This is a genomic window from Streptomyces scopuliridis (genome assembly GCF_042790125.1).
GTDB lineage: Bacteria > Actinomycetota > Actinomycetes > Streptomycetales > Streptomycetaceae > Streptomyces > Streptomyces scopuliridis_A.
The window spans coordinates 231,596-252,528 of record NZ_JBHTZS010000008.1; the positions used below are offsets into that span (position 1 = coordinate 231,596).

15 protein-coding genes and 1 pseudogene are annotated in these 20,933 nt (G+C 72.7%); 10 read left to right on the top strand and 6 right to left on the bottom strand.

Annotated elements, in window-relative coordinates; genetic code table 11:
- Nucleotides 1–13: 13 nt before the first annotated feature.
- From serC to ACFRKB_RS15655, 3 genes and pseudogenes are all read right to left on the bottom strand, one after another.
- A complete protein-coding gene (gene serC, locus ACFRKB_RS15645) occupies nt 14–1,132 on the bottom strand; it encodes a phosphoserine transaminase (protein WP_383106319.1) in 1,119 nt (372 codons plus the stop codon).
- A gap of 180 nt (nt 1,133–1,312) precedes the next feature.
- A complete protein-coding gene (locus ACFRKB_RS15650; RefSeq protein ID WP_383106321.1) occupies nt 1,313–1,987 on the bottom strand; it encodes a GTP-binding protein in 675 nt (224 codons plus the stop codon).
- A pseudogene (locus ACFRKB_RS15655) lies at nt 1,971–2,057 on the bottom strand (DUF742 domain-containing protein); the annotation flags it as partial. The pseudogene ACFRKB_RS15655 and the gene ACFRKB_RS15650, both read right to left, overlap by 17 nt.
- A 150-nt stretch (nt 2,058–2,207) precedes the next feature.
- Between ACFRKB_RS15655 and ACFRKB_RS15660 the strand changes: the two are divergent.
- Nucleotides 2,208–5,219, top strand: coding sequence for an FAD-binding and (Fe-S)-binding domain-containing protein (locus ACFRKB_RS15660; protein ID WP_383106323.1), 3,012 nt, complete (start codon nt 2,208–2,210; stop codon nt 5,217–5,219).
- A gap of 198 nt (nt 5,220–5,417) precedes the next feature.
- Here ACFRKB_RS15660 and ACFRKB_RS15665 read toward each other — a convergent pair whose 3' ends face one another.
- Together ACFRKB_RS15665 and ACFRKB_RS15670 are read right to left on the bottom strand one after the other, a co-directional pair.
- On the bottom strand, nt 5,418–6,371 hold the full coding sequence (locus tag ACFRKB_RS15665; protein ID WP_383106325.1) for an alpha/beta fold hydrolase: 954 nt from the start codon (nt 6,369–6,371) through the stop codon (nt 5,418–5,420).
- 310 nt (nt 6,372–6,681) lie between these two features.
- The gene (locus tag ACFRKB_RS15670) at nt 6,682–7,539 is read right to left on the bottom strand and encodes a LysR family transcriptional regulator (RefSeq protein WP_383106326.1); all 858 of its coding nucleotides are present in this window, start codon (nt 7,537–7,539) and stop codon (nt 6,682–6,684) included.
- Between the two features lie 150 nt (nt 7,540–7,689).
- Between ACFRKB_RS15670 and ACFRKB_RS15675 the strand changes: the two genes are divergently transcribed.
- From ACFRKB_RS15675 to ACFRKB_RS15715, 9 genes are all read left to right on the top strand, one after another.
- Nucleotides 7,690–8,769: an EamA family transporter gene (locus ACFRKB_RS15675; RefSeq protein ID WP_383106327.1), complete on the top strand. Its 1,080-nt coding sequence runs from the start codon at nt 7,690–7,692 to the stop codon at nt 8,767–8,769.
- 87 nt (nt 8,770–8,856) lie between these two features.
- Nucleotides 8,857–9,675, top strand: a complete 819-nt coding sequence (locus ACFRKB_RS15680) for a TIGR03084 family metal-binding protein (protein ID WP_383106329.1) — start codon at nt 8,857–8,859, stop codon at nt 9,673–9,675.
- Nucleotides 9,675–11,450: an acyclic terpene utilization AtuA family protein gene (locus ACFRKB_RS15685; protein ID WP_383106330.1), complete on the top strand. Its 1,776-nt coding sequence runs from the start codon at nt 9,675–9,677 to the stop codon at nt 11,448–11,450. The genes ACFRKB_RS15680 and ACFRKB_RS15685 overlap by 1 nt, the downstream gene beginning before the upstream one ends.
- Nucleotides 11,447–13,045, top strand: coding sequence for an acyl-CoA carboxylase subunit beta (locus tag ACFRKB_RS15690; RefSeq protein ID WP_383106331.1), 1,599 nt, complete (start codon nt 11,447–11,449; stop codon nt 13,043–13,045). The genes ACFRKB_RS15685 and ACFRKB_RS15690 overlap by 4 nt, the downstream gene beginning before the upstream one ends.
- Nucleotides 13,046–13,052: 7 nt before the next feature.
- Complete coding sequence (locus tag ACFRKB_RS15695; RefSeq protein ID WP_383106333.1) at nt 13,053–15,113, top strand: acetyl/propionyl/methylcrotonyl-CoA carboxylase subunit alpha; 2,061 nt, start codon at nt 13,053–13,055, stop codon at nt 15,111–15,113.
- Nucleotides 15,113–16,252 carry an acyl-CoA dehydrogenase family protein gene (locus ACFRKB_RS15700; protein WP_383106395.1) on the top strand — a complete coding sequence of 380 codons (1,140 nt, stop codon included), beginning with the start codon at nt 15,113–15,115 and terminating at the stop codon, nt 16,250–16,252. Before ACFRKB_RS15695 ends, ACFRKB_RS15700 begins: the two co-directional genes overlap by 1 nt.
- 153 nt (nt 16,253–16,405) lie before the next feature.
- A complete protein-coding gene (locus tag ACFRKB_RS15705) occupies nt 16,406–18,016 on the top strand; it encodes a 4-coumarate--CoA ligase family protein (protein ID WP_383106334.1) in 1,611 nt (536 codons plus the stop codon).
- Nucleotides 18,013–18,777 carry an enoyl-CoA hydratase family protein gene (locus ACFRKB_RS15710; RefSeq protein ID WP_383106335.1) on the top strand — a complete coding sequence of 255 codons (765 nt, stop codon included), beginning with the start codon at nt 18,013–18,015 and terminating at the stop codon, nt 18,775–18,777. Before ACFRKB_RS15705 ends, ACFRKB_RS15710 begins: the two co-directional genes overlap by 4 nt.
- The gene (locus ACFRKB_RS15715) at nt 18,765–19,427 is read left to right on the top strand and encodes a TetR/AcrR family transcriptional regulator (RefSeq protein WP_383106337.1); all 663 of its coding nucleotides are present in this window, start codon (nt 18,765–18,767) and stop codon (nt 19,425–19,427) included. The genes ACFRKB_RS15710 and ACFRKB_RS15715 overlap by 13 nt, the downstream gene beginning before the upstream one ends.
- A 94-nt stretch (nt 19,428–19,521) precedes the next feature.
- On the opposite strand, the gene ACFRKB_RS15720 is transcribed toward ACFRKB_RS15715, so the two are convergent.
- Nucleotides 19,522–20,637, bottom strand: coding sequence for a citrate synthase 2 (locus ACFRKB_RS15720; protein WP_383106338.1), 1,116 nt, complete (start codon nt 20,635–20,637; stop codon nt 19,522–19,524).
- Nucleotides 20,638–20,933: the final 296 nt, after the last annotated feature.

Consider the following 20,933-nt stretch of genomic DNA (forward strand, 5'->3'; position numbering starts at 1 on the left):
TGGATCCGAACTGTCAGAGGCGTTCGATCACGTAGTCGATGCACTCCGTCAGCGCCGCGATGTCGGCCGGGTCGATCGCCGGGAACATCGCCACGCGCAGCTGGTTGCGGCCCAGCTTGCGGTAGGGCTCGGTGTCGACGATGCCGTTGGCGCGCAGCGTCTTGGCGACGGCCGCCGCGTCGATCTCGTCCGCGAAGTCGATCGTGCCGATGACCTGCGAGCGCTTCGCCGGGTCGACCACGAACGGAGTCGCGTACTTGGACGCGTCGGCCCAGCCGTAGAGCGTGCGCGAGGAGGTGGCCGTACGGCGGGCCGACCAGTCCAGGCCGCCCTGCGAGTTGAGCCACTTCAGCTGCTCGTTGAGGAGGAAGAGCGTGGCCAGCGCCGGGGTGTTGTACGTCTGGTTCTTCAGCGAGTTGTCGATCGCCGTCGGCAGCGAGAAGAACTCGGGGACATGGCGTCCCGAGGCGTGGACGCGTGCGGCGCGCTCCAGCGCGGCCGGCGAGAAGACGCCGATCCACAGGCCGCCGTCGGAGGCGAAGGACTTCTGCGGGGCGAAGTAGTAGACGTCCGTCTCGGCGATGTCGACCGGCAGGCCGCCCGCGCCGGAGGTGGCGTCGACCAGGACGAGTGAACCCTCGTCGGCTCCCGCGACGCGCTTGATCGGGGCCGCGACACCCGTGGAGGTCTCGTTGTGGGTGAACGCGTAGACGTCGACGCCCGCCTCGGCCTTCGGGTCCGGGTGCGAGCCGGGGTCGGCGGAGATGACGGTCGGGTCGGCCAGCCACGGCGCGAGCTTGGCCGCCTTGGCGAACTTGGAGGAGAACTCACCGAAGGAGAGGTGCTGAGACTTGTTCTCGATCAGACCGTGCGTCGCGATGTCCCAGAAGGCGGTGGAGCCGCCGTTGCCCAGGATCACCTCGTAGCCCTCGGGGAGCGCGAAGAGGCTCCGTACGCCCTCACGCACCGCGCCGACCAGGTTCTTGACCGGGGCCTGGCGGTGGGACGTGCCGAGGAGCGACGTACCGGTGGCGGCCAGCGCGTCCACCGCCTCCGTCCGCACCTTGGAGGGGCCTGCGCCGAAACGGCCGTCGGCGGGCTTGATGTCAGCGGGAATCTGGATATCGGCCACGGGCCGGAGCGTAGTCCCTCCCGTCGCACCGCCGATAACCGTGTCCGTCGGGTGAGACACCCGCCCCGGGGCGTGGGACGGGGGCCACGGCGGCCCCGCTCGCGCCATCGCCGCCCCGTCTCCACGGTCAGAGCTTCACCCTTAGGGAGTACGACCGTCGGTCAGGGAGCGCGGCGGTCGTTACGGGGCGGTCTCCGCCTTCACGTCCGTGGCCGGGGCTCTTCTCCCGGCCGCCGCTCTTTTCTCGGACAGGGCGTGGAGGTACTCGACCAGCGTGATCAGTACGTACTTGCTGGACGAGCGGTCCCGCGCGTCGCATTCCACCAGCGGCACGTCCGGCGCCAGCACGAGCGCCGCGCGGATCTCCTCTTCGGTGTGGACGGGCCCGCCGAAGTCGTTGCAGGCCAGGATGAAGGGAATGCCGTGGTGCTCCAGCCGGTCGATCGCGTACCAGGAGTCGGAGAGACGGCGGGTGTCGACCAGTACGACCGCGCCGAGGGTGCCGGAGAAGAGCCGGTCCCAGAGATACCAGAAACGTTCCTGCCCGGGAGCCCCGAAGAGATAGAGCACCGAGCGCGCGTCGAGGGAGATCCGGCCGAAGTCGAAGGCGACGGTGGTCGTGTTCTTCCTCTGGAGCCCGTCGAGCCCGGCGAGTTCGCTGATGTCCTGGCCGGCACGTGTCATCGCCTCCTCGGTGTTGAGGGGACGGATCTCGCTGACGGAACGGACCATGGTCGTCTTGCCGACGCCGAAGCCGCCGACGATGACGATCTTCAGACCGTTGTCGGCGGTACTGGCCAGGGCCGGCCGGGCCGTTGACGGGCCGGTGGTCCGTTCGGAGGTTACGGAGTCCAACGCGCACCTGCTCCAGGACGTGGGGATCGGGAAGGCGGTCGGCCGCCCGGGCCGTCCGGGGATGAGGGGCGCGGGCGCTGTTGGATATTGCTCAAACGGTGGCCACTATATGAGAATTGACGATCAGTTTGGGAGTTTCCTGTTTCCTTTCTTCGCTGGTCCGGGAGCGGCGAACCGGGAAAAACCGGGACGGTGAGTGCGGCGGGGGCATGCTGGATTCATGGCTGAGCGCGATACGCGGAATATGCGGGATACACGCAACGCACGAAAAGCGACGGCACCGGCGACGGACGCGGCACCGGCCACGGAAGTGGCGGCGGCGCTGCGGGAGGCCGTGCGCGGTGAGGTGGACTTCGGCGCGGCGGCCAGAGCGCTGACGACCATGGACGCGTCCAACTACCGGCGGGTACCGGTCGGAGTCGTCGCCCCGCGCGACGCGGCGGACGTGGCGGCGGCGCTGGCGGTCTGCCGGACGTACGGGGTGCCGGTGGTGCCGCGCGGCGCCGGGACCTCGATCGCGGGGAACGCCACGGGCCTGGGCGTGGTGCTCGACCTCACGCGCCATCTGCGGTCGATCGTGTCCGTGGACCCGGCGGCGCGTACGGCGGTCGTCCAGCCCGGCGTTGTCCTGGACGCCCTGCGCGAGGCGGCCCGGCCGTACGGGCTGACCTTCGGCCCCGATCCGTCCACACACAGCCGGTGCACGCTCGGCGGGATGATCGGCAACAACTCGTGCGGAGCGCACTCGGTGGCCTGGGGCACGACCGCCGACAATGTCCACGAGCTGTCGGTGACCACCTACGGCGGCGCCGCGCTGCGCCTCGGCAGGGGCTGGGACGGCGCCCCCGCCGGGGTGCGCGAGCTGGTCGAGGGCCATCTCGCGCCGCTGCGCACGGGCTTCCCCGCCGGGCTGCCCCGGCGGATCTCCGGATACGCGCTGGACGCGCTGCTGCCCGAGGCCGGCACCGATCTGGCCCGCGCCTTCTGCGGCAGCGAAGGCACGCTCGGGGTGGTCACCGAAGCGACGGTCCGGCTCGTCGAGTCGCCCCCGGCCCGCGCCCTGGCCGTCCTCGGCTACCCGGACGAGAGCGCCGCCGCCGAAGCCGCCGCCGGGCTGCTCCCGTACGGTCCGCTGACGGTCGAGGGCATGTCCGAGGACCTCGTGCGCGTACGGGGCGACGGCGGGCACGGACTGCCGCGCGGCGGGGCCTGGCTGTTCGTGGAGACCGGCGGCGCGACGCCCGGCGAGGCGCGGGCCGCCGCCACCGCGATCCTCCGGGCGGCCGACGCGCTGGACGGCACGGTCGTGGCCGACCCGGCCGGACAGCGGGCGCTGTGGCGCGTACGGGAGGACGCCGCCGGGACCGCGACCCGGATGCCCGACGACACGGAGGCGTGGCCCGGCTGGGAGGACTGCGCGGTGCCGCCCGCCCGGCTCGGCGCGTATCTGCGCGACTTCCGCGCGCTGCTCGCGGACCACGGCCTGCGCGGCACGCCCTACGGGCACTTCGGCGACGGCTGTATCCATGTCCGTATCGACTTCGACCTGCTGACCGACGACGGGGTAGGGCGCTTCCGGCGGTTCTCGGAGGAGGTGGCGTCGCTGGTCGTCGCGCACGGCGGCTCGCTCTCCGGCGAGCACGGCGACGGGCTGGCGCGCTCGGAGCTGCTGCCGAGGATGTACGGGGACGAACTGGTCGGGCTCTTCGGCCGGTTCAAGGACCTGTGGGACCCGGCGGGCGGGATGAACCCGGGTGTGCTGGCCCGCCCGGCGCGGCTCGACGAGAATCTGCGCTTCGCGGTACTGCCGCGCGAGCGCGTCGAGGTCGCGTTCGGCTATCCGCACGACGGACCGGGAGGCGGGGACTTCTCGGCGGCCGTACGCAGGTGCGTGGGGGTCGCCAAGTGCCGGGTGGGCGGGCCCGGTCCGGGAGCCGGGGCGGGTTCCGGGCAGGGTTCCGGGGCGGGTTCCCAGCAGGGTTCCGGCCAGGGTTCCGGGCCGGGGGTGATGTGCCCGTCGTTCCGTGCGACCGGGGAGGAACAGCACTCCACGCGCGGGCGCGCCCGGCTGCTCCACGAGATGCTCGCGGGCGAGGTGGTGACGGACGGCTGGCGCTCGACGGAGGTACGGGACGCGCTGGACCTCTGTCTGTCCTGCAAGGGCTGCCGCAGCGACTGCCCGGTGGGCGTGGACATGGCCACGTACAAGGCGGAGTTCCTGCACCACCACTACGCGGGCCGGCTGCGGCCGGCCGCGCACTACGCGATGGGCCTGCTGCCGCGCTGGCTGCGGCTGGCGGCGCCGTTCGCGCGGGTGCTGAACGCGGCGGCGCGGGTGCCGCCGCTGGCGTCGCTCGCCAAGCGGCTGGGGGGCATCGCCCCGGAGCGTACGATTCCGCGGCTGGCGCCCGAGCCCTTCGGACGGTGGCTGGGGCGGCATCTGAAGGCCCGTACGGAGGTCTTCGCGCGCAGCCGTTCCGCGGTCCTGTGGCCGGACACCTTCACCGAGTACCTGACGCCGTCGGTGGGCCGGGCGGCGGTACGGGTGTTCGAGGCGGCCGGGGTCGGGGTCGTGGCGGCGCCGCAGGGGGGCCGGGTCTGCTGCGGACTGACCTATGTCTCGACGGGCCAGCTCGACCGGGCGCGTACGGTCATGCGCCGCACGCTGGATCTGATGGAACCGCTGCTGGACGCGGGCCTGCCCGTTGTCGTCCTGGAGCCGAGCTGCGCGGGCGCGCTCACCACGGATCTGCCGGAGCTGCTGGGCGACGACCCGCGCGCGGCGCGGCTGGCCGCGTCCGTACGGACCTTCGCCCAGGCCCTGGAGGAGTGCGCGCCGGGGTGGCGGCCACCCAGGCTGGACCGTCCGGTCACCGGCCAGACGCACTGCCACCAGCACGCGGTCCTGGGCGACGCGGCGGACCGGCGGCTGCGTGAGCGCGCGGGCCTGACCGGCGAACTGAGCGGCGGCTGCTGCGGGCTGGCGGGCAACTTCGGCTTCGAACGCGGCCATTACGACGTGTCGGTGGCGTGCGCCGAGGATCAGCTGCTGCCGTCGGTGCGGGCGGCCGGAAAGGGAACGGAGATCCTGGCGGACGGCTTCTCGTGCCGTACGCAGCTGGCGCAGCTGGGGGGCCACCGGGCGCGGCACCTGGCGGAGGTGCTGTCGGAGGCGCTGAAGGAGAGGAAACCGCCGGAGAAATCGACGGAAAGGCCGGCCGAGAGGCGGTGACGGGAGGAGTGGTGACGGCGTGACGGTGGCGCTCGTGCCGTGAACCGTCCGGGCCCCTCGGCCGGCTCCTGTGCTGGTGCTGCTGTGCTCGCGTGCCCGTGCCCGCGTGCTCGTGCTCGCGTGCCCGTGCCCGCGTGCTCGTGCTCGCGCGCTCGTGCCCGCGTGCTGGTGGTGCTCCTGTGGTCGCGCTTCCGCGCGTCAGCTCGCGGTGGGCCGTCGCCTGCGGGCAGCGGAGATCAGGCTCGCCCCCGCGACGACGGCCGTGCCGGCGATCCCCGCGACGACCGACGGGTTGGGGCCGGTGGCGGCCAGGGCCTCGTCCGGCTCGCCGCCCGCCGCCCGGGACGTGGCGGCGTCGAGGATCAGATCGGTGACGGCCTTGGGATCGGCGAGCATGGCGAGGTGCGGGGCGCTGATCTCGACGGTATGGGACCGGGCCCGCTTGGCCTCGAAGCGCTCAAGCTCGGGGGAGATGGTCTTGTCCTGGGTGGAGACGAGGGCCCAGGAGGGGATGGTCTTCCAGGCGGCGGGACCGGCCGTGTCGGCGAACGCCTGGGCGTCGATGGGGCGCTGCGTCGCCGCCAGTACCTCGGTGATGGTCTCCGGCAGGGAGGCGGCGAACACGGCCCGGAACCGCTCGGGCTTGATGTAGAGATCCGTGCCGGTGGATCCGTCGGGCCGCGTGTACGGAACGGAGTTGGTGGCCGTACCGAGTTCGCTGCCCGGGAATTTGCCCGACAGGACCGAGAGGACCTCGCCCTTGTCGGGCATCAGCGCGTTGATGTAGACGAGCGCCTTGACGTGCGGATTGCCTACCGCGGCACCGCTGATCACCGCGCCGGCGTAGGAGTGGGCGACCAGAATGATGGGGCCCTTGATGCTTCTGAGGAAGCTGGCTATGTAGGCCGCGTCGCCGTGCAGGCCCCGCAGCGGATTGGCGGGGGCCATGACGCGGTAGCCGTCGTTCTGCAGGTTGGGGACGACATCTCCCCAGCTCGACGCGTCGGCGAAGGCGCCGTGCACGAGCACGATCGTCGGTTTGGCGGCGGTGACACCGCGGCTCGCGGAGTGGTCGGCGGCAGCGGCGGCGTCGGCGGCGGGGATGGCGTTGGCGAACGCCGTCGCGGTGAACATCGCGGCGAGGGCGCACACGCTGTGCGAACGTATCCGAGGGCCGGTACGTGAACCTCTCCTCGGGCCGGGACGCGAACGTATCCGCCGCCCGGGAGTGGAGGGCATGGGCATGTCTCTCTCCTCTGCTGAGACGTTGAGGGCGAGTCGACATCAGTGTGTTCACCCCCCGTCGAGGGGGCGCGCGGTAGCGCGCATGCGGGTGAACGGGGCGGGATCGGGCGCGGCCGTGTGAGCGCGGTGGTGTGAACGTGGCCGCAGTCGCGCGCGCTGGTGTGAACGTGGCCGTGGTCGCGCGCGCTGGTGTGAACGTGGCCGTGGTCGGGCGCGGTCAGGCTCCCGACGCCAGTTCGTGCGCCAGCGCGGCGAGATGGGGGATCGCCGGATGCCCCGCGCCCTCGCGCCGGACCAGGAAGACCTGGAGCGGCGGGGCATCGGGCAGGGGCCGGTAGGCGACCCCGGGGTGAGGGTGCACGGAGGCCGTCGAGGTGCCCGTGACGCCGATGCCGCGCGCCGCGGCGATGGTCGTCAGCCAGTCGTCGGTGTTGGTGACCGTGACGGTGGTCGCCGGACCGGCGCCCGGCGGCCAGAGCGCGGGACTCGTCGTGCCGGATACCCGGTTGACGATCAGCGGCTCCGCCGCCAGATCGGCGAGCGTCAGGGACGTACGCGCGGCCAGCGGTCCGTCGGCCGGGACCGCCGCGATCCGGGCCTCGGTGAACAGGAACTCCATGACCAGCCCGGGTGTCTCCACCGGGCCGCGCAGCAGCGCCGCGTCGACCTCGCCCCGGGCCAGTCCGGCCGTACGGTCGTCGATCCGCAGCAGTTCGAGCGGGGTCTCGGGACGCTCCCGCTCCCAGCGGCGCAGCAGCGGTGTGGTGTACGGGCCGAAGGCCGACCACGCGTGGCCGACCCGGAGCGGCCGGCGGCGCAGCCGCTCGACATCGAGGGCGTCGTCGAACGCGGCGACGGCCGAGGCCGCCCGGTCGCGGAAGGCGCGCCCCTCGGCGGTGAGGGCGAGATGGTGGGTGGAGCGCTCCGCGAGCCGTACGCCGAGGTGTTTCTCCAGCGCGGCGAGGGTGCGGGAGACGGCGGGCTGGGTGAGATGCAGCCGGGCCGCCGCCCTGGTCACACTGGACTCCTCCGCGATGGCGAGGAAGCAGCGGAGATGGCGCAGCTCAATGCTCATGCGTCCGGAGCATAACGGCAGCCCACTATTCATTTCACGGGGTGCAGGCCGGGGCCCTAGCGTGACCGTGGAAGGCAGCGTGAAAGGCCGTCGCGCAAGTGCAGTATGTTGGACTGCAAGTGCACTGAACCGAACCGAGGGAGGAATCCGGTGGAAGAGCCGCGTACCACTGCCGCCGCTGTCGACGCTGCCGCCGCTGTCTCACTGCCGGAAGCCACCGGGTCCGTCCAGGCCGCGCAGCTCGCACAGGCCGCGCAGACCGGCGACTCCGCCGGGCCCGGCCGGCCCGCCGGTGGCAAGCGGGCTTCCCTCGGGCCCGTCGCGCTGGTCGTGGCCGGCGGGCTCTCCGTACAGTTCGGTGCCGCCATCGCCGTCCTGCTGATGCCCAGGACCGGCGCCCTCGGTGTTGTCTCGCTGCGGCTCGCGCTCGCCGCGATCGTGCTGCTCGCGGTCTGCCGGCCCGCCCTGCGCGGCCACTCGCGCGCCGACTGGGGCACGGTGATCGCCTTCGGCGCCGTCCTGGCCGCCATGAACTGCCTCTTCTACCAGGCGGCCGACCGTATCCCGCTGGGCGCGGCCGTCACCCTGGAAGTCATCGGGCCGCTCGCGCTCTCCGTGATCGTCTCGCGGCGGCTGGTCAATCTCCTGTGGGCGGGGCTCGCGCTCGGTGGTGTGCTGCTTCTCAGTGGTGGCGGCTTCGACCGGCTCGACCCCATAGGTACGGCATATGCGCTCGGGGCGGGCGCCATGTGGGCCGCGTACATAGTCTTCAGCGCCCGCACCGGCCGGCGCTTCCCGCAGGCCGACGGGCTCGCGCTGGCGATGGCGATCGGCGCGCTGCTCGCCCTCCCGCTGGGCATCGTGGAGTCCGGCTCGAAACTGCTGGTGCCCTCCACGCTCGGGCTCGCTCTCGCGGTCGCGGTGATGTCCTCCGTCCTCCCCTACACCCTCGAACTGCTCGCTCTGCGGCGGCTGCCCGCCCCCACCTTCGCCGTGCTGATGAGTCTGGAACCGGCCATCGCGGCGACCGCCGGATTCCTCGTCCTGCACCAGGCGCTCTCCGCCACCGACGCGCTGGCGATCGCGCTGGTCATCGTGGCGAGCATGGGGGCGGTACGTACGCAGATCGGCCACGCGAACCCGAAGCCGAGCCGGAAGCCGAACCCGAGCCCTGCCTCGGAGCCGAGCCGGAGAACGGCCCGCGAGGCGGCCGGGGAAGAGACCCCGTAACAGCAAAGCAAGCACGCTTGATTGTTTCTCCGGGCGCTGCCATGCTCCGGGGCACGCACACCGCCGTGTCCCGAGGGGAGCGCATCCGTGTCCGACTCCGGCTCTGCCGCAGTGCTCGACGATTCGCACGGTGATCCGCGCAGCGATCTGCATGGCGAGAGCGAGGAACTCGACCGGCTGGTCGCCCCGCTGGAGCCCGGGAGATGGGCCCTTCCGACCCCGGCGCCCGGCTGGTCCGTGGCCCATCAGATCGCGCATCTGACCTGGACCGACTCCGCCGCGCTGCTCGCCGTGACCGACCCGGAGGGCTTCGCCGCCGAATCCGGCAAGGCCCGCGCCGCCCCCGACACCTTCGTCGACGAGGGCGCGGCGGCCGGCGCCGCGCTCCCGCCCGCCGAACTGCTCGCGCGCTGGCGCGACGGCCGCGCGCGGCTGCACCTGGCCCTGCGCGGGGCGCCGCCCGGCGCACGCTTCCCCTGGTACGGGCCACCGATGAGCGCCGCCTCCATGGCGACCGCACGGCTGATGGAGACCTGGGCGCACGGCCAGGACATCGCGGACGCGCTCGGCGTACGCCGCGAGCCGACCGCGCGGCTGCGGCATGTGGCATGGATCGGTGTACGGGCCCGTGACTACGCCTTTCTCGTCCGGGGCAAGCAGCCGCCCGCCGAGCCGTTCCGTGTCGAACTGACCGCCCCCGGCGGAGGGTTATGGACCTACGGCCCCGAGGACGCCGCCCAGCGGGTGACCGGGCCCGCACCCGACTTCTGTCTGCTGGTGACCCAGCGGGCGCACCGCGCGGATCTCGCCGTACGGGCCGAGGGCCCCGACGCCGACGCGTGGCTGGACATCGCGCAGGCCTTCGCCGGACCGGCGGGCCCCGGCCGCGCGCCCAAGGGGGCCTGATGACGGCCGGTTCCCCGCCTGCTTCCCCGCCTGTCTCTCCAACCGGTTCCGTGGCCGGTTCTGCGGCCGGTTCCGCGCCCGGAGTGCTGCGCGTCGGGAACGCCTCCGGCTTCTACGGCGACCGCTTCGACGCGCTGCGCGAGATGCTGACGGGCGGTCCGCTCGACGTCCTCACCGGCGACTATCTCGCCGAGCTGACCATGCTCATCCTCGGCCGGGACCGGCTGAAGAACCCGGACGCGGGGTACGCGAAGACGTTCCTGCGACAGCTGGAGGAGGGCCTTGGACTCGCCCATGAGCGGGGCGTCAGGATCGTCACCAACGCGGGCGGACTGAACCCGGCCGGACTCGCCGCCGCCGTACGCGCGCTGGCCGAGCGGGTGGGCGTGCCGGTACGGGTCGCCCATGTCGAGGGGGACGATCTCCTCGCCCGAGGCGGCTGGGGTGACGACGTCCTCACCGCCAACGCCTACCTCGGCGGCGCCGGGATCGCCGCCTGTCTGCGGGCCGGAGCCGATGTCGTGGTCACCGGACGCGTGACGGACGCGGCGCTGGTGACCGGGCCGGCCGCCGCGCACTTCGGCTGGGACGCCGACCGCCCCGGCGATCTCGACGCGCTCGCGGGCGCGGTCGTCGCAGGCCATGTGCTGGAGTGCGGTACGCAGGCGACCGGCGGGAACTACTCCTTCTTCACCCGGCACGACGTACGCCGCCCCGGCTTCCCGCTCGCCGAGATCCACGCCGACGGCTCGGCGGTCATCACCAAGCACGACGGCACGGGCGGGGTGGTCGACCTCGGTACGGTCACCGCGCAGCTGCTGTACGAGACCGGCGGCGCCCGGTACGCGGGGCCCGAGGTCACCGCGCGCCTCGACACCGTACGGCTCGACCAGGACGGGCCCGACCGCGTCAGGATCTCCGGCGTACGGGGCGAGCCGCCGCCCCCGGCCCTCAAGGTCGGCCTCAACCGGCTCGGCGGCCTGCGCAACGAGATCGTCTTCGTCCTCACCGGCCTCGACATCGACGCCAAGGCCCGGCTGGTGCGCGGCCAGGTCGAGGACGCGCTCGCCGGACGGCGCCCCGCCGAGGTCCGCTGGGAGCTGGCCCGTACGGACCGGCCCGACGCCGGCACCGAGGAGACCGCCAGCGCCCTGCTGCGCCTCGTCGTACGCGACAGCGATCCGGAGGTGGTGGGCCGGACGGTCAGCGGGGCGGCGGTCGAGCTGGCGCTCGGCAGCTACCCCGGGTTCCATGTGACCGCCCCGCCGGGCACGGGCGTGCCGTACGGGGTCTTCGAGGCGGCGTACGTCGACGCGTCCGAGGCCGCCCACACGGCCGTGCTCCCCGACGGGCGGCGTGTGGCGGTGCCGACTCCCTTACGTACCCGTGCGCTTGAGCCGGTCCCGGCGCCCCCGCCGCCCGAACCGCTGCCCGCCGGCCTGCCCACCCGTCGCGCGCCCCTCGGACTCGTCGTGGGCGCCCGCAGCGGCGACAAGGGCGGCGATGCCAACGTGGGCGTCTGGGCGCGGAGCGAGGACGGCTGGCGCTGGCTGGCCCATGAGCTGACGACCGACAGATTCCGCGAACTGATCCCGGAAAGCCGGGGGTTGACCGTCGTCCGTCACCTCCTGCCCCGGCTGCGCGCCGTCAACTTCACCGTCGAGGGGCTGCTCGGTGAAGGCGTCGCCGCGCAGGCCCGGTTCGATCCCCAGGCGAAGGCGCTCGGTGAATGGCTGCGCGCCCGGCACGCCGATATCCCGGAGGTCCTGCTGTGACCGTGCTCCCCTCGGCCCTCGACACCGCGTCCCCCGAGTACGGCGCCCACCGCGCCGCCATGCTCGGCAAGCTCGACGAACTGGCCGCCGAACACGCCAAAGCCCTGGCCGGCGGCGGCGAGAAGTATGTGGCCCGCCACCGGAAGCGCGGCAAGCTGCTCGCGCGCGAACGGATCGAGCTGCTGCTCGACCCCGACACCCCGTTCCTCGAACTGTCCCCGCTCGCCGCCTGGGGCAGCGACTACCCCGTCGGCGCGTCCATGGTCACCGGCATCGGCGTGGTCGAGGGCGTCGAGTGTCTGATCACCGCCAACGACCCGACCGTACGCGGTGGTGCCTCCAACCCCTGGACGCTGAAGAAGGCCCTGCGCGCCAACGAGATCGCCTTCGCCAACCGGCTGCCCGTCATCAGCCTGGTCGAGTCGGGCGGCGCCGATCTGCCGTCCCAGAAGGAGATCTTCATCCCCGGCGGCGCGCTCTTCCGCGACCTCACCCGGCTCTCCGCCGCCGGTATCCCCACCGTCGCGGTGGTCTTCGGCAACTCCACGGCGGGCGGGGCGTATGTCCCCGGGATGTCCGACCACACCGTCATGATCAAGGAACGGTCGAAGGTCTTCCTCGGCGGACCGCCCCTGGTGAAGATGGCCACCGGCGAGGAGAGCGACGACGAATCGCTCGGCGGCGCCGAGATGCACGCCCGTACGTCCGGGCTCGCGGACCACTACGCGCTGGACGAACCGGACGCGATCCGGCGCGCGCGGCGGATCGTCGCCCGGCTCAACTGGCGCAAGGCACACCCCGATCCGGGCCCGGCAGAGCCGCCGAAGTACGACGAGGACGAACTGCTCGGCATCGTCCCCGGCGATCTGAAGATCCCCTTCGATCCGCGCGAGGTCATCGCCCGGATCGTGGACGGCTCGGACTTCGACGAGTTCAAACCGCTGTACGGGCCGAGCCTGGTGACCGGCTGGGCGCGGCTGCACGGCTACCCGGTGGGGGTGCTCGCCAACGCGCAGGGCGTGCTGTTCTCCGCCGAATCGCAGAAGGCCGCGCAGTTCATCCAGCTCGCCAACCAGCGCGACATCCCCCTCGTCTTCCTGCACAACACCACCGGCTACATGGTCGGCAGGGAGTACGAACAGGGCGGCATCATCAAGCACGGCGCGATGATGATCAACGCGGTCTCGAACTCCCGGGTCCCGCATCTGTCCGTGCTGATGGGCGCCTCGTACGGCGCCGGGCACTACGGCATGTGCGGCCGCGCGTACGATCCGCGCTTCCTCTTCGCCTGGCCGAGCGCCAAGTCCGCGGTGATGGGCCCGCAGCAGCTCGCCGGGGTCCTGTCGATCGTGGCGCGGGCCTCGGCGGCGGCGAAGGGACAGCCGTACGACGAAGGCGGGGACGCGGCGCTGCGCGCGATGGTGGAGCGGCAGATCGAGTCGGAGTCGCTGCCCGTGTTCCTGTCCGGGCGGCTGTACGACGACGGGGTCATCGACCCGCGCGACACCCGTACCGTCCTCGGCCTGTGCCTGTCCGCCGTCCACACCGCCCCGGTCGAGGGTGTGCGGGGCGGCTTCGGCGTCTTCCGGATGTGAGGTCCTGATGATCGAGTCCTTGCTCGTCGCCAACCGGGGCGAGATCGCCTGCCGGGTCTTCCGGACCTGCCGCGCACGGGGGATCGCCACCGTAGCGGTCCACTCGGACGCCGACGCGGGCGCGCTGCACGTACGGGAGGCGGACGCGGCCGTACGGCTGCCGGGGGCCGCGCCCGCCGACACCTATCTGCGCGGCGACCTGATCGTGAAGGCGGCGCTCGCGGCGGGCGCCGACGCGGTGCATCCCGGCTACGGCTTCCTCTCCGAGAACGCGGAGTTCGCGCGGGCGGTGCTGGACGCGGGCCTCGTCTGGGTCGGGCCGCCGCCGGGCGCCATCGAGGCGATGGCGTCCAAGACCCGGGCGAAGGAGCTGATGGCGGCGGCGGGCGTACCACTGCTCGCGCCGGTGGATCCGGCCACCGCCACCGGGGCCGACCTGCCGCTGCTGCTGAAGGCGGCGGCGGGCGGCGGCGGGCGGGGGATGCGGATCGTGCGCGAACTCGCGCAGATGAAAGGGGAGTTGCGGGCCGCCTCGGCGGAAGCGACGTCCGCGTTCGGGGACGGGGAGGTGTTCGCCGAGCCGTATGTGGAGCGCGGCAGACATGTGGAGGTGCAGATCCTGGCGGACGCGCACGGCACGGTGTGGGCGCTGGGCACCCGGGACTGCTCCCTCCAGCGCCGCCACCAGAAGGTGATCGAGGAGTCCCCGGCGCCCGGCCTCCCGGACGAGCTGTGTGCCGTACTGCGCGAGGCGGCCGTGGTCGCGGCCCGCGCGGTCGGCTACCGGGGCGCGGGCACGGTCGAGTTCCTGCTCTCGCCCCAGGGGCGGCCGTACTTCCTGGAGATGAACACCCGCCTCCAGGTCGAACACCCGGTGACGGAGGAGGTGTTCGGGCTGGATCTGGTGGCCCTGCAACTCGCCGTCGCGGAGGGCGCGGCGCTCCCGGCGGAGCCGCCGCCGTCCGAGGGGCACGCGGTGGAGGCGCGGCTCTACGCGGAGGATCCGGCGGCGGGGTGGGCGCCGCAGACGGGGCGGCTGCACACGCTGGAGGTGCCGGGGACTGCGCCGGGGCTTGTTCCGGTGGCCGCCGCCGCTGCGCCACGTCTGCGCGTCGACACCGGCTACAGCGACGGCGACACCATCGGAGTGCACTACGACGCCCTGCTCGCCAAGGTCATCGTCTGGGCCCCCACACGCGCCGAGGCGCTGCGCGCGCTCCGGCACGCGCTGCGGCGCGCCCGCGTGCACGGCCCCGGCACCAACCGGGAACTGCTCGTACGCTCCCTCGGCCACCCCGACGTCACCGGCGGACGGTTCGACACCGGCTTCTACGAACGGCGGCTGGACGCGCTCACCACCCCCGTCCCCGGTGAGCGGTGCGCGGCCGTCGCCGCCGCGCTCGCCGACGCGGCGGCACGTACCAGCGGCGATACGCTCCCCGCGCGGATCGGCGGCTGGCGCAATGTGGCCGCCCCCGCGCAGCGCAAGACGTACGGCGAGCACGAGGTGCGCTACCGGGCCACCCGTGACGGCTTCGTGGTGGAGGCCGAGGAGGGCTACGAGGGCCGCGAGGGCCGCGAGGGCGGCAACGGTGACGACGGCGACGAGGTGCGGGTCGTAGCCGCCGGGCCGCACCGCGTCAGCCTCGAAATCGCCGGTGTCGTACGGCACTTCGACGTCCGTGCGTACGGCGACGAGGTCCATGTGGACACCGCCACCGGCGCGTACCGGCTGATCGCCCGGCCACGCTTCAGCGAGACCGGCCACCGCGCCCCGCCCGGCTCGCTGCTCGCGCCGATGCCGGGAACCGTCGTACGGCTCGCCCCCGGGCTGGCCGAAGGCGCCCGGGTCACCGCCGGGCAGCCCCTCATCTGGCTGGAGGCCATGAAGATGGAGCACCGCGTCATCGCTCCCGCCTCCGGCACGCTCACCGCGCTCCACGCCGCCCCCGGCCGCCAGGTCGAGGTCGGCACCCTGCTCGCCGTCGTCACCGCCCCGGACGCCCCGGACGCCCCGGACGCCCCGGACGACCCGCACGCACAGGACGCACAGGAGGAATCGGCATGATGAGCAACAGCGGCATCATCGAGAGCGAGGAGCACACCGCGCTCCGCGCCGCCGTCGCCGCCCTCGGCCGCCGCCACGGACGCGGATACGACCGCGAGACCCTCTGGCGCGAGGCCGGCAAGCTCGGCTACCTCGGCGTGAACCTCCCCGAAGAGTACGGCGGGGGAGGCGGCGGGATCGCCGAACTCTCCCTCGTTCTGGAGGAGTTGGGAGGCGCCGGCTGCCCGCTGCTGCTGATGATCGTCTCACCCGCCATCTGCGGCACCGTCATCTCCCGCTTCGGTACCGACGAGCAGAAGCGCCAGTGGCTGCCCGGTCTCGCGGACGGCACCCTCACCATGGCCTTCGGCATCACCGAACCCGACGCGGGCTCCAACTCCCACCGGATCACGACCACGGCGCGCAGGGACGGCGACGACTGGGTGCTGAACGGCCGCAAGGTCTTCATCTCCGGCGTCGACCTCGCCGACGCGACCCTTGTCGTCGGCCGTACGGAGGACGCCCGGACCGGCAGCCTCAAGCCGTGCCTGTTCATCGTCCCGCGCGACACCGAGGGCTTCCACCGCTCCCCGATCGAGATGGAACTCCAGGCCGTGGAGAAGCAGTTCGAGCTGGTCCTCGACGACGTACGGCTGCCCGCCGACGCGCTCGTCGGCGACGAGGACGCCGGGCTGCTCCAGCTCTTCGCCGGGCTCAACCCCGAGCGCGTCATGACCGCCGCCTTCGCCCTCGGCATGGGCCGGTACGCGCTGGACCGGGCCGTCGAGTACGCGAAGACCCGCCAGGTGTGGCAGGAGCCCATCGGTGCCCACCAGGCCATCGCGCACCCGCTCGCCCAGGCCCATATCGAACTCGAACTCGCCCGGCTCATGACGCGGAAGGCCGCCCACCTCTACGACGCGGGCGACGACACCGGCGCGGGCGAGGCCGCCAACATGGCCAAGTACGCCGCCGCGGAAGCCTGCGTCAGGGCCGTCGACCAGGCCGTCCACACCCTCGGTGGCAACGGGCTCACCCGTGAGTACGGCCTGGCGTCCCTCATCACCGCCGCCCGGGTGGCCCGGATCGCGCCCGTCAGCCGGGAAATGATCCTGAACTACGTATCCCATCAGTCCCTGGGACTCCCCAAGTCCTACTGAAACAGGGGATTCTGTCTCTCCCAGAACGTCCAGTACGTCCACACGTCCAGTACGTCCACACGTCCAGTACGTCCACACGTCCAGTACGTCCACACGTCCAGTACGTCCACACGTCACGTACGTTCACACGTCCACCGCGTCGAAGGGGCCGTCATGGTGTTCCACAGCGAGTACGCGGATGTCCCGGCCGTCGAACTGCCCATCCACGAAGCCGTGCTCGGCCACGCCGCCGCGTACGGGGACACCGTCGCCCTCGTCGACGGCGTGACCGGCACGAGCACGACGTACGCCGAGCTCGACGTCGTCCACCGCCGGATCGCCGCCGCGCTCACCGACGCCGGGGTGCGCAAGGGCGACGTCCTCGCGCTGCACAGCCCGAACACCGTGGCGTACCCCGCCGTCTTCTACGCCGCCACGCGCGCCGGCGCCTCCGTCACCACCGTCCATCCCCTCACCACGCCCGAGGAGCTCGCCACCCAGCTGCGCGACTCCTCCGCCCGCTGGATCGTCACCGTCTCGCCGCTGCTCGACGCGGCCCGCAGATCGGCCGAACTCGTCGGCGGCATAGAGGAGATCTTCGTCTGCGACCGGGCGGAGGGACACCGTTCGGTCCTGGACCTGGCGCGGTCGACGGCCCCCGAACCCGAGATCGCCATCGACCCGGCCGAGGACATCGCGGCCCTGCCGTACTCCTCCGGCACCACCGGCCTCCCCAAGGGCGTCATGCTGACGCACCGTTCGATCGCCACCAATCTCGCGCAGCTCGAACCGGTGATGCCGATGGGGCCGGGCGACCGTATCCTCGCCGTCCTGCCGTTCTTCCACATCTACGGGCTGACCGCCCTGATGAACGCGCCGCTGCGGCACGGCGCGACGGTCGTCGTGCTGCCCCGCTTCGACCTCGACCAGTTCCTCGCGGCCATCGAGAAGCACCGCATCAACGGCCTGTACGTCGCCCCGCCCATCGTCCTCGCGCTGGCCAAGCACCCGGCCGTCGCGCGGTACGACCTGTCCTCGCTCGACTACATCCTGAGCGCCGCCGCCCCGCTGGACGCCCGGCTCGCCGCCGCCTGTTCGGCCCGGCTGGGGCTCCCGCCCGTACGCCAGGCCTACGGCATGACGGAGCTGTCACCCGGCACCCATGTCGTGCCGCTGACCGCCGACACCCCGCCGCCGGGCGCCGTCGGCAAGCTGCTGCCCAGTACGGAGATGCGCGTCGTCGCCCTGGACGACCCGGAGAAGGACCTCGACCCGGGCGCCGAGGGCGAGATCCTCCTGCGCGGCCCGCAGGTCATGAAGGGATATCTCGGCCGACCCGACGCCACCGCCGAACTGATCGACGGCGAGGGCTGGGTGCACACCGGCGATGTCGGCCGCGTGGACGCCGACGGCTGGCTCTTCGTCGTCGACCGGGTCAAGGAGCTGATCAAGTACAAGGGTTTCCAGGTCGCCCCCGCCGATCTGGAGGCGCTGCTGCTCACCCATGAGCGCATCGCGGACGCGGCGGTGATCGGTGTCCGGGACGAGGACGGCAATGAGGTGCCCAAGGCATACATTGTTCGCCAGTCGGGTGCGGGCGTGCTCACGGAGGCGGACGTCATGGCGTTCGTCGCCGAACGCGTCGCCCCGTACAAGAAGGTCCGCCGGGTCGAATTCGTCGGAGGCGTACCCCGCGCCGCCTCCGGAAAGATCCTCAGACGTGAACTGAGGGACCGCGAAATGAGAGACCGCGAAGCGCGGGACCGCGAGAGGAAGAACACGTGACGCAGACGCAGCCACCGGCGTCCGGGCCCGCGCTGGTCACCACGGCGCACGAACGGGGCATCACCACCCTGACCCTGGACTCACCGGCGAACCGCAACGCCCTGTCGGCGCGGCTCGTCGACGCGCTCGGCGACGCCCTGACGGCCTGCGCCAAGGACCCCGCCGTACGGGCCGTGCTGCTCACGCACACCGGCACCACCTTCAGCGCGGGCGCCGACCTGAAGGAACCGGCCAACCCGTACACCTTCATCGCCCTGATGCGGCAGATCGTCGAACTGCCCAAGCCGGTCGTCGCGCGCGTCACCGGCCATGTCCGGGCCGGCGGCATCGGGCTGCTCGGCGCGTGCGACATCGCCGTCGCCGACCGTACGTCCGACTTCGCCTTCACGGAGGTACGGATCGGAGTCGCCCCGGCCGTGATCTCGCTGCCGCTGCTGCCCCGCGTCGAACCGCGCGCGGCGGCCCGCTACTACCTCACGGGCGAGCGATTCGACGCCGAGCGCGCCGCCACCGCCGGGGTGATCACCGAGGCAGCGGACGATGTGGACGCCGCGCTCGCGCCCGTACTCGACGGGCTGCGCAGGGCCTCGCCGCAAGGGCTCGCCGAGTCCAAGAGGCTGCTCACGGTCGGTGTGCTGGACGCCTTCGAGCGGTACGCCGAGGAGCTCGTCCAGCGCTCCGCCTCGCTCTTCGTGACGGCGGAGGCGCGGGAGGGCATCACGGCGTTTCTGGAACGGCGGGACGCCTCGTGGGTGCGATAGGGCCGGTCCGGGCCGCGCCCCAACCGTCCGGAGCCGCGCCCCCACCGGCCAAGGCCGCGCCCAAATCCGCCGGGGCCGCGCCCAAACAGGATCGCAGCCGTGCCACGCGGCGCGGACTGCTGGAGGCCGCCGTGGCCTGTCTCGCCGAGTACGGCTGGGCGGGCTCCACGGTCGCCGTCGTCGCCGAACGCGCGGGCGTCTCGCGCGGGGCGGCGCAGCACCACTTCCCCACCCGCGAGGACCTGTTCACGGCGGCCGTCGAGTACGTGGCGGAGGAACGGTCCTCCGCGCTGCGCGCCCTGGTCCCGGCCGGGCCCGCGCACCGCCGCGAGGCGGTCGAGGGCATCGTCGCGCTCTATACGGGCCCGCTGTTCCGCGCGGCGCTGCACCTCTGGGTCGCGGCCTCCGACGAGGAGCAACTGCGGCCCCGCGTCACCGAACTGGAGGCCCGGGTCGGCCGCGAATCCCACCGGATCGCGGTCGAACTGCTGGGCGCCGACGAGTCCGTACCCGGCGTCCGCGAGACCGTGCAGGGGCTGCTCGACATGGCCCGCGGCCTGGGCCTGGCGACGCTGCTGACGGACGACGCGCGGCGGCGGGAGCGGGTGGTGGCGCAGTGGGCACGGATCCTGGACGGCGTGCTGGGATGAGGGGCCCGGCTGCCCCGTCGTATGTCGTATCCCGACAGGGCAGGCGGTCCGCCCAGTACCCGGCGCTCAGTGCCTGACGCCCGGCGCCCGGCGCTCAGCGCGCGATCGCGTCGTACCCCTCGATCTCGCGCGGGCTCCGCGTCCCCGGCCCCACATAGCGCGCCGAGGGCCGCACCAGCCGGCCCGTGCGCTTCTGCTCCAGGATGTGCGCCGACCAGCCGGCCGTACGGGCACAGGTGAACATCGACGTGAACATGTGCGCCGGGACCTCCGCGAAGTCCAGCACGATCGCCGCCCAGAACTCCACGTTCGTCGCCAGCACCCGGTCGGGCCTGCGCGCGTGCAGCTCGTCCAGCGCGGCCTTCTCCAGCGCCTCCGCCACCTCGAACCGCGGCGCGGCCAGCTCGCGCGCCGTACGCCGCAGCACCCGCGCCCGCGGGTCCTCGGCCCGGTAGACCCGGTGCCCGAAGCCCATCAGCCGCTCGCCCTTGTCCAGGGCCCGCTTGACGTACGCCGTCGCGTCGCCCGTGCGCTCGATCTCCTCGATCATGCCGAGGACCCGCGAGGGCGCGCCGCCGTGCAGCGGCCCCGACATCGCGCCGACCGCACCCGACAGGGCCGCCGCCACATCGGCGCCGGTGGACGCGATGACCCGGGCGGTGAATGTGGAGGCGTTCATTCCGTGCTCGGCGGCCGACGTCCAGTAGGCGTCCACGGCCCGCACATGGCGCGGGTCGGGCTCACCGCGCCAGCGGATCATAAAGCGCTCGACGACCGACTCCGCCTTGTCGATCTCCCGCTGCGGCACCATCGGCAGCCCCTGGCCGCGGGCCGACTGGGCGACGTACGAGAGCGCCATCACCGCGGCACGCGCCAGATCGTCACGGGCCCTCCGCTCATCGATGTCGAGAAGCGGTTTCAGGCCCCATACGGGCGCGAGCATCGCCAGCGCGGACTGGACGTCGACCCGGATATCACCGGAGTGGACCGGAATCGGGAACGGCTCGGCGGGCGGCAGACCGGGCGCGAACGCCCCGTCGACCAGCAGCCCCCACACATTGCCGAAGGACACCTTGCCGACCAGGTCCTCGATGTCGACGCCCCGGTAGCGGAGCGAGCCACCCTCCTTGTCCGGTTCGGCGATCTCCGTCTCGAACGCGACGACTCCTTCGAGTCCGGGGACGAACGAGGTGGTGTCGGAATCGGACATCAGGCGGCTCCTCTGAGGTGGGGGCGGACTTCGGCGGGCCGGTCACCCCGGTGGATGCCCCCTGCGGCAGCCGTCCGGGAGGCGGGAACGTCCGGGAGGCAGGAACGATAGCCCCTGGTGTACGAAGGCCACAGAGGCCCGCCCCAAGATTTTGGCGGGTTCCTCCGATGCGGGGAAGCGTGATAACCGGCACACTGCCAGACTTCCTCCCCGGGGGATTAGCGGCAGCCGGCGCCGGGGAAACTACGCCTGCGGCAGGATGGCCGCGTGCCTCATGAGACCCCGGATTCCGTCGA

Excerpts from the sequence above, each read along its gene's own strand:
- ACFRKB_RS15660 (WP_383106323.1), top strand. The coding sequence starts at position 2,208 with ATGGCTGAGCGCGATACGCGGAATATGCGGGATACACGCAACGCACGA.
- ACFRKB_RS15670 (WP_383106326.1), bottom strand. The coding sequence starts at position 7,539 with ATGAGCATTGAGCTGCGCCATCTCCGCTGCTTCCTCGCCATCGCGGAG.
- ACFRKB_RS15685 (WP_383106330.1), top strand. The coding sequence starts at position 9,675 with ATGACGGCCGGTTCCCCGCCTGCTTCCCCGCCTGTCTCTCCAACCGGT.
- ACFRKB_RS15695 (WP_383106333.1), top strand. The coding sequence starts at position 13,053 with ATGATCGAGTCCTTGCTCGTCGCCAACCGGGGCGAGATCGCCTGCCGG.
- ACFRKB_RS15700 (WP_383106395.1), top strand. The coding sequence starts at position 15,113 with ATGAGCAACAGCGGCATCATCGAGAGCGAGGAGCACACCGCGCTCCGC.
- ACFRKB_RS15705 (WP_383106334.1), top strand. The coding sequence starts at position 16,406 with ATGGTGTTCCACAGCGAGTACGCGGATGTCCCGGCCGTCGAACTGCCC.
- ACFRKB_RS15720 (WP_383106338.1), bottom strand. The coding sequence starts at position 20,637 with ATGTCCGATTCCGACACCACCTCGTTCGTCCCCGGACTCGAAGGAGTC.